Source organism: Pauljensenia sp. UMB0895 (assembly GCF_030218905.1).
Lineage (GTDB): Bacteria > Actinomycetota > Actinomycetes > Actinomycetales > Actinomycetaceae > Pauljensenia > Pauljensenia turicensis_A.
Genome location: NZ_JASOQR010000012.1, coordinates 70,858 through 82,389, shown reverse-complemented (window position 1 = coordinate 82,389; position 11,532 = coordinate 70,858). Strand labels below are relative to the sequence as shown.

Below are 11,532 nucleotides of genomic sequence, written 5' to 3'. Positions count from 1 at the left end.
CCCTGTTCTAGAGACGAGAGGCACGCAATTCGGTGACGATAATTCCTCGGGCTCCAGCCTCGTGAAGCTGATCCATAATCGGATTCACTTGGTGTGCTTCCACCATCACGCGAACCGCTCGCCACGCAGAATCCTGCAATGGAGAAACAGTCGGAGAGTCAAAGCCAGGCGCAATAGCGATCGCCGCATCAAGAGCAGACTCGCGAACGTTGTAGTCAACAATCACATACTTGCGAGCAACCTGAACACCTTCGAGGCGCTTGACCAGCGTTGCCAGCGCCGGATCGTCAACGACATCGGGACGTGTGATCAGAACAGCTTCTGACTTCGCCAAAGGCTCACCAAACACCTCAAGGCCGGCAGCCTTCAGGGTTGAGCCGGTTTCGACGACGTCAGCAATCAGGTCAGCAACACCCAGGCGCACCGAGGACTCCACTGCCCCATCAAGGTGAACGACCTCAGCATCCACACCACGCTCATCAAGATATGACTTCACCAGATGGTCATATGACGCAGCAACGCGCTTACCGTTGATCTGTTCAATCGAGGTAATCGTGCCGGTAGGAGCTGCAAAACGGAACGTTGAACGAGCAAAACCCAACGGGAAATGCTCGATTGCTTGAGTCTGAGAGTCAAGCAGCAGATCGCGACCGGTGATACCCGCTTGAATGGAGCCTCGTCCCACATAGACCGCGATGTCTCGCGGACGCAGGAAGAAGAGTTCGACATCATTCAGGGTGTCGGTAAGAACAAGCTCACGACCGTGGCGACGAGTGTTGTAGCCAGCCTCAGAAAGCAGACGAACAGCAGGGTCAGACAGTGAGCCCTTATTGGGCACAGCAATGCGAAGCATGGAGATCCTTCAACGAAAATGCTTAGAGTTTCTTGTAAATGTCGTCGAGGGTCAGGCCCTTGGCAATCATCATGACCTGCGCATGGTAGAAGAGCTGCGAGATCTCAAGAGCGAGATCGTCAAGAGTCTCGTATTCGGCAGCCATCCACACTTCGCCGGCTTCTTCGATGATCTTCTTTCCGATCGCATGGATGCCCTTGTCCAGTTCAGCAACAGTCCCAGAACCCTCGGGGCGGGTCTGAGCCTTTTCGGACAGTTCGGCAAAGAGATCTTCAAAAGTAGCCATGGCCTGACTTTACGACGCCTCGGACAACAAATGAAACCCTATCCGCCTAGCGGACAGCCTTATTCATTCACATACTCGTTAGTAGCAGCCAAAGAAGCATCGGGCTTCTGAGAGACGACACCCGGCACAGAGCCCAAGAACTCTGCCATCATCTCCCAGCGATCAAGATCCTGCCTCGCCACAGCCGGGCCGCCAGCGTTCATCATCAGAGGAATTGTCGCCTGAAGCACTGCCATCGCATTAGACTTCGAGGTCTCGTCGCTGAGAGTCTCATCCCACGCCATCGTGACGTCAAGGGCATGGTCGGGATCATCAATCACCGAGTTAATACCAGCAGTTGTTGCGCTGACAACCGCTGACGCAAGTTCAGGGTTTGCCTCAGCCCACTGACGGGTCGTGATGATCGACGCCGCGACAAGAGGCGTCTGCGATTCCAAACTAATGGCCCTGACATCCATGCCCGACTGGAGCATCTGAACCAGGTCATTATTCGCAAAACCGAGGACAGCATCCACTTCACCTTGAGCAAGAGCAGCTCGTTGCGTGTAGCCAATCGACGCAATCTCGACATCCTTCTCGCTCAAGCCACCCTGTAAGATAGCCGAGAGGGTCGCATACCAGTTCGACCCATACTCACCGGGAATACCGATGCTGTGTCCTTTAAGGTCCGACAGAGTGTGGATCTCAGAATCCGCTGGAACAATCACAACGCCGGGGTACTGACGGTAATAGGTACCAATCGACACCAGATCCATCCCGGAATCACGCGCCACCATTGCCTCGTCACCCGAAGCAATCACAACGTCTTCTTCACCGGAAATGAGGGCCGTAAACAGTCCCTCATCGGAACCGTGGTGACGAATCGTCACATCCACCCCAGCATTCGAATACAAGCTGTCATCATGGGCGACATACACGGGAGAGAACTGCACGTTCGGAATATAAGTGAGACCAACGGTCACTGCGTGTGACGCCGACGCACCAGACTCAGCGGTCGAAGGATCGGGAGCACATGCTCCCACACATGTAACGCCGAATAGGGCGAAAGCCACGATAGATGCGCGAAGACGAACAGACATGAGGAACCACTTTCATTGCGAGATCATGTAACGATGCGAGCGCTCAATGCGATACACGAGGATGTATATCGCTGTTGCCATCACACACAAGAGTCCAATCGTGACGAACATTCCTGCCGTATCAACGTTTGAACGTGCCTGTGTAAGAACCTGCCCCAAGCCATTGCCACCCATCACCATTTCGCCAACAACTGCGCCAGTCACCGAAAGAGTAAAACCGTTTCGGACACCGCCAAGGACCGCGGGGGCCGCAAGAGGAAGCTCCATCGAAATCACCATCGTTAAGCCCGACGCTCCATCCACCTGGGCGGCCTCGAGAATCTCAGAATCGAGATGTCGTAGACCCACCACCGTAGAGACGAGAATCGGGAAGAAAACGAGAAGCGCACAGAGTGCAGTGATCGACCAAAAACCGTAGCCGATCCACAAGACAAGAAGTGGTGCGAGAGCAATAGCAGGAAGCGCCTGCGTAGCTCCAAGGAAGGGTTCGACCGCAGCACTGACAAGTGGCGAACGATAGATGAGATACGCCAGCGGCAGTGCGACAAGGGCGCCAAGAACGGACCCCGCAATCGCCTCCCCCGACGTCACAAGCGTTTTATTCCAGAACGACGACCCTGTTGCAAGCGTCAATGCACGCTGCCACGTTTGTGCAGGTGACGGTAGACGCCACGACTCGATGCCCGAAAAGGATACGGTCACCCACCACATTCCAAGTAGGAAGAGCAGGAAGACGACAGGTGCAATGAGCGTCACCGTACGCGAAGCGCGTTTGCGATGTGCCACGACCCTAGCCTTTCTGGCATCCGGGTGCGTCGCGAGGCAAGCAACACGGCACAGAACGTCCGTCTGCTTGACGCGCTCCTCCCATCCGGACTTTCACCGTCGGTATCGGAATTACACCGATTCAGCCACCTGATAGCAGGCGGGTCGCGGACTTTCACCGCCGGCTCGGACTTTCACCGACCCCGGAGCTTCCTCAATCATGCCACGAACGCGTCCAAAGCGCGAAAATAAAAACCGGTGTGTGGTCTTACAAATTACGACCACACACCGGTTGGAAGCTCAACAAATCAGTGGCAGTGATGCAATGCGAGCTCGCGGAGTGCTGCGACCTCTGCATACGCGTCTTCTGCACGGAACACGGCAGAACCGGCAACAAAGTTGTCTGCGCCCGCTTCAGCTGCCAGTTCGATGGTCTGACGAGAAACACCACCGTCAACCTGAATCGAAACCTCAAGACCAGAAGCATTGATCGCTTCGCGGGTACGGCGGATCTTCGGGATCATCGAGTCAATAAACGACTGACCACCAAAACCAGGTTCCACAGTCATCACGAGGATCATGTCGAAATCCGACAGAATGTCCACGAACGGAGCGATATCGGTTGCGGGACGAAGCGCCAGACCGACCTTTGAACCGATGCGGTGGAGCTCGCGTGCAAGGCGGAGCGGAGCTGCCGCAGCTTCAGCGTGGAACGTGACTGAATGACAACCAGCTTCCGCATATGCGGGCGCCCAACGATCAGGGTCTTCGATCATCAGGTGTGCATCAACAGGAAGGATCTTCGATGCGATGACGGACTCGACAACGGGCAGGCCCCACGACAAGTTCGGAACAAAATGGTTGTCCATCACGTCAACGTGAGCAACGTCCGCGCTGGAAATCTTCGTGAGTTCGCCGCGCAGATCGCCGATATCGCAGTTAAGAATCGAAGGAGAAATAGTTGGTTTCATGATCCCTATGATACGTGGTGATTAGCGCGCTGATGTGGGCTTTTCGACCTTTTTCATCGCTGCAATAAACATCAAATCCGTACCGTTACGGTGTTCCCACAGTTGGAGGGTGCGACCGGGGTATTTCTTGATACGACCAGCAGCGTCAGGGACGTTGAGAGACTCCGGTGCAAGTGCTTCGCCAAGTGCAACTGTATCGAGAAGCTCTACTTTCCCAGTTTTCAGTAGCTTCTCCACCTGAGCAAGCGTTTCGTCGACGTGCGGAGAGCAGGTGATATACGTCAGGATTCCGCCTTCGCGAACAAGTTCGAGACCGCGTGCCAACAGTTCCGCCTGCAAATCGACGAGGCCGCCAACATCTGCTTGCGTGCGCCTCCATCGTGATTCGGGGCGGCGCCTCATTGACCCCATGCCTGAGCAGGGAGCATCGATCACAACTCGGTCGAAGCTTCCAAGAGGCCACTGGCTCTTGCCCCCGCCGAAGGTACGACCATCGGACGAGACGACCTCAACGCTGTCAAGCTGGCGACACGCGCGTTCTACGAGGCGAGCACGGTGAGGATGGACCTCGTTTGCAATCAGTGTGGCTCCTTGAAGAGCGCCGATCGATGCGAGCATCGATGCTTTGCCACCCGGTCCTGCGCACAGGTCGAGCCAGCACTCGTCTTTGCCTTCAATCGGGGCAGTAGCAGCGATCATTGCGCCAAGCTGGGATCCTTCGTCTTGGACACCGGCGCGCCCTGAGCGGATCGAATCGAGACTACCCGGATCACCGTGTTCGAGAAGAACCGCGCAATCACTGACATCGCCTGGGGCGACGCGAGTTCCCAACACTGATTCAGCTTCATCAGCCAGATCGATTGCTTCGATCAGACCTGGGCGCGCAACGAGGGTCACCAGCGGAGGCTGGTTGTCGCCGGCTAGCAGGTCATCTAATTCGCTAGCCTCGAAGCCATGGCTAATGAGGGCGTCTTCGAAGGCATCGACCATCCAGAGCGGATGCGAAAACTCAATGGAACGACGTTCGTTCGGGTCGCTGATCTGGGCGATTGCATCTTCGATTGCTCCAGGAGCTTCACGAGTGATTGAACGCAAAACCGCATTCACCATTCGCGTTGGCCCCTCGGTCAGGTAGTGGCGAGCGAGATCAACGGTGGAAGCAACTGCCGCATGGTCGGCAACGCGCATATTCAGAAGCTGATGGGCTCCCAGGCGCAGGAGGACTCGAACGGGGGTATCGACCTTATCGATGGGCCTGGTCAGATAGCGTCCCAAAACCCAGTCGAGACGTCCCTGGGCTCGCAGGCTTCCATTGACAAGTTCGGAGGTAAAAGCAGCGTCGCGCGAGTCCAGGCGCTCATGTGAACGCGCGTCACGCAACGCCTTCGTTAGCGCGATGTTGGCAAAGGCATCTTCAGTTTCAACTGCCATGAGCACGTCAAAAGCAATGCGCCTAGGCGTATCGACATCCTGAAGTTTGCGATATCCATCGGAGTAACGACGGGTTGCCATCAGTTTTCCTCCATCGTGCCAAGCACTGCGTCTTCTGAAAGCCGGGCTCCCCTAGCCCATGCGGCAGCGTCCATCCAGCCTTTACCTGCCGGAGCTACCTGTCCAAGGCGAACGATTCCGTCCTGGCAGCCGACTTCAACGCTCTTCTTCGTTACTCGAATATGACCGGGTTCAAGATCATCGCCCTCTACGACTGTTACCGCGGCTAGTTTCAATCGCTTTGAGTCTGGAAGAAGCGTCCACGCGCCCGGGTTGGGGCTAAGACCAAGAATCTGCCGGTCAGTTGCCTGAGCAGACGAACGAAAATCAACGAACCCGTCGCTGGAGCTCAGTTGACGTGCGTGGCTTGCCCGCGGATCATCTTCGTTTTGAGGCACAGCTTGTGCGGTTCCATTCGCAATCGAGTCAACCACATCCACAACTTGTGGAGCGCCGAGAATTGCCATGCGTTCAAGTAATTCGCCCGCTGTTTCATGCGTGATGTCGACCGGAATCGAGGAATAAACAGGCCCGGTATCAAGACCTTTTTCAAGTTGGAAAACACTGGAAGCCGTAGTGGTATCCCCGCTGATCAGTGCCCATTGAACGGGAGCAGCCCCGCGCCACCGCGGAAGAGACGAGAAGTGGAGATTGATCCACCCATGAGTAGGCATGTCCAGAACGGAGCAAGGAATGAGTGCGCCGTATGCGACAACGACACCAAGATCGGGGCGTAGTGACTCGACTTGGTTGCATACCTTAGGGTCTTTAAACGAAGACGCTTCAATCACAGGTAGGCCGTGTTCACGTGCGAACTGCGCAACTGGACTGGGGTGTAGCGTGCGCCCACGACCCACTCTGGCAGGTGGACGGGTAATGACACCGACGACCTCATGAGTAGACTCGACAAGACGCTCAAGCGTCGGGATAGCGGGAGCTGGAGTTCCAGCGAAAACAATACGCACGAGGATCAGTCTAACGAACGAAAGGAATCGCTTTAGAAAAGCTCTGGCGGATTGACCGTGATCTTCACGGTAGGAAGCTTGTGGGCACTGCGATATTGCAGGAGCTTCTTCAGTGTGACTAACACTTCGGGAAGCTGGTCACGTTCAACGCTGACCAAGGAGCGCACAATAGGTAACGTCCCTTCCTTCACCGCCTGATACGTGTACTCACCCAGGAGTTCGCCACCGGAGGACTCGGCAACTCCGAGAGAGTCTTTGCGTTGTCCGTCGATCGCGATCACGGTTTTTGCAGGGAAGAATCCGTTGGCTTTGCGGTCTTCAAGCAGATCGTGAGCAAATGAAACAGGGTTATAGCGAATAAGAGCCTGTGCCATGGAAGGCGTGATACCACCACAAATGAGGGCACTTGCTTCGGGGCGAGCGAGTGCCAACGCGTTGAACCACCGGCGCATTGCTTCTTGAGGGGCCCATAGTTCTGGTCGACCAGCAATCGCTTGGGCATCCAAGATCACCACAGCGTGATACCCACCTTCAGCCAGCGGTTCACTACCGGGGGTTGCGACGACAACCTGTGGTTTATGACTGATCGTGCGGGTCAACGCATTGCTTGATGATGAAACCAAGACTGACGCCGTCGGCATTGCGCGGGCGAGTTCTTCTCCCGTTCGTTCAGAGCCGATGCGTGCGTGTCGTAACCGCGTTCCTGCGCACGTTGGGCACTGCCATCCCGACGTGGGTCGGTGACACCATGAACACGAAATGGTGTCCTGGTCTGATTTCTCTAGTGGCCCGTGACAATGATGGCAACGCGCAACACTCCTGCATTGGGAGCATGAAACAACAGGAACATATCCAGCATGAGCGACCTGAACTAACACTGGGCCGGTGGCAAGACCCGTGCGGATAGTGGCAAGAGCAGCTGAGGGAATGCGCATTGCTCCACTGGGGCCTTCCCTCTCGATGTAGGCATCATCAACAACGCGGACGGTTGGGACAAGTGCGCGTTTCTTTGAACCATCTTCCATTAAGGAAACGGCCCAACCGGATTCAACAAGTGCTTGTGCTTTAACAGAACGCGAGAAAGAGGCGATAAGAAGCGAACAGTGTTCTTCGGCGCATCGTGCCATTGCAATGTCGAGTGCATCCGCACGCGGTGCTCGCTGTTCGACAAGACGGTCATCGCTGTCATCCCAAATGACAATGAGACCGAGATTCTTCAACGGCGTCCAGATACTTGAACGAGTACCGACGACGATGCCAAGTTCACCTGCCATCGCTTGGAGGTGCGTCAGATATCGGTCTTCCGCGGATGTCTGCGTTGTCATCAGTGCAGCTGGAACCCCAAGGCGGGTCTGGATCAGCCTATACAGCTGCGATGCCTGCCAGTGTGTGGGCGCGACGATGATGGCTCCACGGTGTGCGGCGGCGTTGGCCTGAATACAGTCCACGAGGCGCTCATCACGCGTTGGCCCCAAAGCTGTCCAGACGCTGCGGACTGGATCACCATGAGACAGGTGAGCAAGAAGCGTACATCCCACGGGATTGTCGTGCCAGGCTCCCCCATCTGCATCAGTGTCTACATTCCACTCAAGCTGTTGGCTTTCGTCCTGTGCTAAGAATGATTTTTCGGCACCCACATGACGCTGTGGAAGTGCAAGCGAGAGTGCTTGTGAGAGCGTTGCTACCTGGCGGTCTGCGATCTTCCGAGCCACTTTCGCAATCGAAGGCGAAAGGACGGGCAGGCGCGAGATAACTTTATCGATCGGACTTAAACGATGTTCGGGGACCTCGGTTCTGACGCTGAGGACCCAACCGGTGACGCTTCTTCCGGCAAGATGAACCTTTACGGCAACGCCTGGAACAACCGAATCGGCGAGCTCTGGAACGATTGCATAGTCCAGCGGGCGATCAAGGTGTGGGACATCAACATCCACGCACACGCTAGCAATAGCCTGCGCGGTGGCGACCTGCTCTAAGCCAAAAAGAACGTCGCTGTTACCTTGAATAACCATGGCTCTATTGCACCATGAGCCATGGAGGAATTGAACTGCACATCGGTTAGCCGAGCAGAGCTACCCCGTACCTGGCTACGACCATCGCGATCAGGATGAACAGCAACAATCCCCAGAACGACCAGTCATACCCCAAGGTCACACTGCGTTTCAACCACGCAGGCGCCGGAAGAACACCTTCGCGGATATTAATCCGTGTCAAGCCCGCAAAGACAAGGGTTGTTGTCACGGTGATCGCCAAACACCACGGGCAAAGCACGTGGATCACGAAAAAAGACTGGCTGAAAAGCCAGTACGCGAAGAACAATGCGATTGTGTACAGCACATTGGCACACGCCATGTACCAGCGGGAAAACTTCACTCCGCTAAACAAAGCGACCGAAATGGCAAGAACTACCGCTTCGAAAAAGATTCCTAGGAATGCGTTCGGGAACCCCAGGATACGAGCTTGAGGCGTCTGCGCCACCGTGGAACATGACAGGACCGATGAAACATCACAAGCGAATGTCTTCGCTGAATCGGCAGCTAACTGCCATGCTTCAATCGAAAGGACGAAAGAAGCGTAAAGCCCAATCAGCCCAGAAATGATCATCTCTACTGTTGTTCGTCGTCGCCATTTCAAGTCAAATGACGAATCGGTGGAGGCGGCCTCGTCAATCAGAACAGAGGGAGCGGTCATCAGCTCACACTCAACAATTCGTCGACGCGGTTCGTTTCTTCCCACGGGAAGCCCGGACGACCAAAATGGCCGTAGGAAGATGTGGCAGCGTAAATCGGGCGTAGCAGATCCAGGTCAGCGATAATGCCGGCCGGACGCAAGTCAAAAACAGTCTCAATGGCGCGTGCAATCTGCTGGTCACTCACATTTCCGGTACCAAATGTTTCAACATAGAGACCGACAGGATGAGCGCGGCCAATCGCGTAGGCAAGCTGAATCTCGCATTTGGAAGCAAGACCGGCTGCAACTACATTCTTCGCCGCCCAGCGCGCAGCGTACGTGGCGCTACGGTCAACCTTCGATGGGTCCTTACCGGAGAACGCTCCACCACCGTGACGTGCCATACCACCGTAGGTGTCAACTATAATCTTTCGCCCGGTTACGCCTGCATCGCCGGCGGGGCCACCGATGACGAAGCGTCCGGAGGGATTGACGAGGATCTTCATATCGGCCGTGTCGAGATCGAGGCCGTCGTCGCGAAGAACCGGGTCAATCACGTGTGCCACAATCAGGTCGCGCAAATCGGATTGGTTCAGAGCCTCATCATGCTGAGTGGAAACGAGAACCGAATCAATACCAACAGGCTTGCCGTCCTCGTACGCCAATGTGACCTGAGTCTTTCCATCGGGACGCAGACCGGTGGCGATTTCGTTATGACGGACGTCAGCCAGGCGCTTCGACAGCTTGTGCGCCAGCCAAATCGGGGCAGGCATCAGATCGGGTGTATCAGCGCAGGCATAACCAAACATGATTCCCTGGTCGCCAGCGCCCTGACTATCACGGACATCACTTGCACTACCTTCACGCTCTTCAAGCGCGTGGTCCACTCCCCCGGCAATATCAGGGCTCTGCTGTCCAATCGAAATCGATACGCCACACGAGGCACCGTCAAAGCCCACTTGTGAAGAGTTGTAGCCAATTTTCAGAATCTCATCACGAACAATCTGAGGAATCTCAACGTAGGCCTCGGTTGTTACCTCACCGGCAACGTGCACGAGGCCCGTGGTCACCATAGTCTCGACCGCGACACGAGAATGCGGGTCTTTTTCTACAAGAGCATCAAGGATTGAATCCGAAATTCGGTCACAGACCTTATCCGGATGACCTTCGGTCACGGATTCTGACGTAAAGAGCTGTCGATTAGAAGTCACCCATCAATAGTAGCGAGTCTTTGAGCGATTGTTGTGATGAGAAAGTCCGCAACGCGAGCTTTTGAGCCAGAGACTTCACCGACAAGCTCGCCTTTCGAGTCGACGATCGTGACGTGGTTGTCGACGTCACCAAAACCGAACCCATCACCCACGCGGTTAATCGCGAGGAAGTCGGCGCCCTTACGGCGTGCCTTCTCTTTGCCATAGGCAAGTACGGTGTCTGCCTGACCTGTTTCAGCGGCGAATCCGACGAGCACCGTGGGCCTTGAATCGCTGTGGGCGACGGTGGCAAGAATATCCGTCGTACGTTCCAATTCAATGGTGGGAACGTCTGAAGAATCATCCGTCTTCTTGATCTTCGCATCAGCAACGCTGGTGGGACTAAAATCGGCGATTGCCGCGCACATCACCAGCGCGTCTGCGCCATCACACTGAGCCTGAACCGCGAGTTCAACATCGTGGGCCGTGGGTGCGAAGGAAACGCTAATCGAAGGTTCAAGATCGTCCAGCAGCGACTTTTCAACGTTCGATGCGATCAGGTGTACTGTCGCGCCCATTCGAGCTGATGAGCGAGCAATCTCGATGCCTTGGCGTCCCGACGAACGGTTGCCAATGAAGCGCACCGGATCCAGTGGTTCTTGAGTTCCGCCTGCGGTCACGACAATATGACGTCCAAAAAGCATCTGTTCGTTGGAAGAGAACGAAGTCTGCGTTGATGCGAGAGTATCGAGGCACACACGAGCAATTTCTTCAGGTTCGGGGAGCCTACCAACTCCATGATCCCCGGAGCCAAGCGCACCGGACGCGGGGTCGATGATAGTTATTCCACGCTGGCGCAGAACGGCAACGTTATCTTGAGTGGCAGCGTTATCCCACATTGCCGTGTGCATTGCCGGGCTCAGAACAAGTGGGCAACGAGATGCCAAGACGGTGGTCGTCAAAAGATCATTCGCAAAGCCAGCGCGAATGCGTGCCATCACATCCGCGGTAGCAGGGGCGATAACAATCAAATCAGCGATACGAGCAAGCTCCACATGATCAGAGCCTGGGTGATCGGTGAGCCCGGTGTGAACCGGGTGACCAGTCAGGCCCTCCCACGTTGCTTTTCCAACGAACTCTAAAGAGGCAGGTGTTGGAACAACACGAACATCGCATCCGGCGCGAATCAGCTCACGTACAAGAATCGCCGCCTTGTAGGCGGCGATTCCAGCGCTGACCCCGACGATCACCGTGGGGCGCAT

At 55.6% G+C, this 11,532-nt stretch carries 11 protein-coding genes and 1 riboswitch; all 11 genes read right to left on the bottom strand.

Features of this window, described 5'->3' with window-relative positions; genetic code table 11:
• Positions 1 to 7: 7 nt before the first annotated feature.
• The 11 genes from hisG to coaBC all read right to left on the bottom strand — a co-directional run bounded on the left by hisG (position 8) and on the right by coaBC (position 11,532).
• Complete coding sequence (hisG, locus tag QP503_RS04920; protein ID WP_006681011.1) at positions 8 to 853, bottom strand: ATP phosphoribosyltransferase; 846 nt, start codon at positions 851 to 853, stop codon at positions 8 to 10.
• 22 nt (positions 854 to 875) lie between these two features.
• The gene (locus tag QP503_RS04915) at positions 876 to 1,139 is read right to left on the bottom strand and encodes a phosphoribosyl-ATP diphosphatase (RefSeq protein WP_006681010.1); all 264 of its coding nucleotides are present in this window, start codon (positions 1,137 to 1,139) and stop codon (positions 876 to 878) included.
• Between the two features lie 59 nt (positions 1,140 to 1,198).
• Positions 1,199 to 2,218: an ABC transporter substrate-binding protein gene (locus QP503_RS04910; RefSeq protein WP_103633742.1), complete on the bottom strand. Its 1,020-nt coding sequence runs from the start codon at positions 2,216 to 2,218 to the stop codon at positions 1,199 to 1,201.
• Positions 2,219 to 2,230: 12 nt separating this feature from the next.
• On the bottom strand, positions 2,231 to 3,004 hold the full coding sequence (locus QP503_RS04905) for an ABC transporter permease (protein WP_103633763.1): 774 nt from the start codon (positions 3,002 to 3,004) through the stop codon (positions 2,231 to 2,233).
• Between the two features lie 69 nt (positions 3,005 to 3,073).
• A riboswitch (FMN riboswitch) is annotated at positions 3,074 to 3,198 on the bottom strand.
• Positions 3,199 to 3,291: 93 nt separating this feature from the next.
• On the bottom strand, positions 3,292 to 3,954 hold the full coding sequence (rpe, locus tag QP503_RS04900) for a ribulose-phosphate 3-epimerase (RefSeq protein ID WP_103633741.1): 663 nt from the start codon (positions 3,952 to 3,954) through the stop codon (positions 3,292 to 3,294).
• 21 nt (positions 3,955 to 3,975) lie between these two features.
• Entirely contained in the window at positions 3,976 to 5,466 is a 1,491-nt protein-coding gene (locus tag QP503_RS04895; RefSeq protein WP_103633740.1) for a transcription antitermination factor NusB, read from the bottom strand.
• Complete coding sequence (gene fmt, locus QP503_RS04890) at positions 5,466 to 6,410, bottom strand: methionyl-tRNA formyltransferase (protein WP_103633739.1); 945 nt, start codon at positions 6,408 to 6,410, stop codon at positions 5,466 to 5,468. Before fmt ends, QP503_RS04895 begins: the two co-directional genes overlap by 1 nt.
• Before the next feature lie 32 nt (positions 6,411 to 6,442).
• Positions 6,443 to 8,422 (bottom strand): primosomal protein N' family DNA-binding protein, encoded by a 1,980-nt coding sequence (locus tag QP503_RS04885; RefSeq protein ID WP_103633738.1) that lies wholly within the window; start codon positions 8,420 to 8,422, stop codon positions 6,443 to 6,445.
• Between the two features lie 46 nt (positions 8,423 to 8,468).
• Complete coding sequence (locus QP503_RS04880) at positions 8,469 to 9,014, bottom strand: vitamin K epoxide reductase family protein (protein WP_243440785.1); 546 nt, start codon at positions 9,012 to 9,014, stop codon at positions 8,469 to 8,471.
• An 86-nt stretch (positions 9,015 to 9,100) separates the two neighbouring features.
• Complete coding sequence (metK, locus tag QP503_RS04875) at positions 9,101 to 10,291, bottom strand: methionine adenosyltransferase (protein WP_006681002.1); 1,191 nt, start codon at positions 10,289 to 10,291, stop codon at positions 9,101 to 9,103.
• A complete protein-coding gene (gene coaBC / locus QP503_RS04870; RefSeq protein WP_006681001.1) occupies positions 10,288 to 11,532 on the bottom strand; it encodes a bifunctional phosphopantothenoylcysteine decarboxylase/phosphopantothenate--cysteine ligase CoaBC in 1,245 nt (414 codons plus the stop codon). Before coaBC ends, metK begins: the two co-directional genes overlap by 4 nt.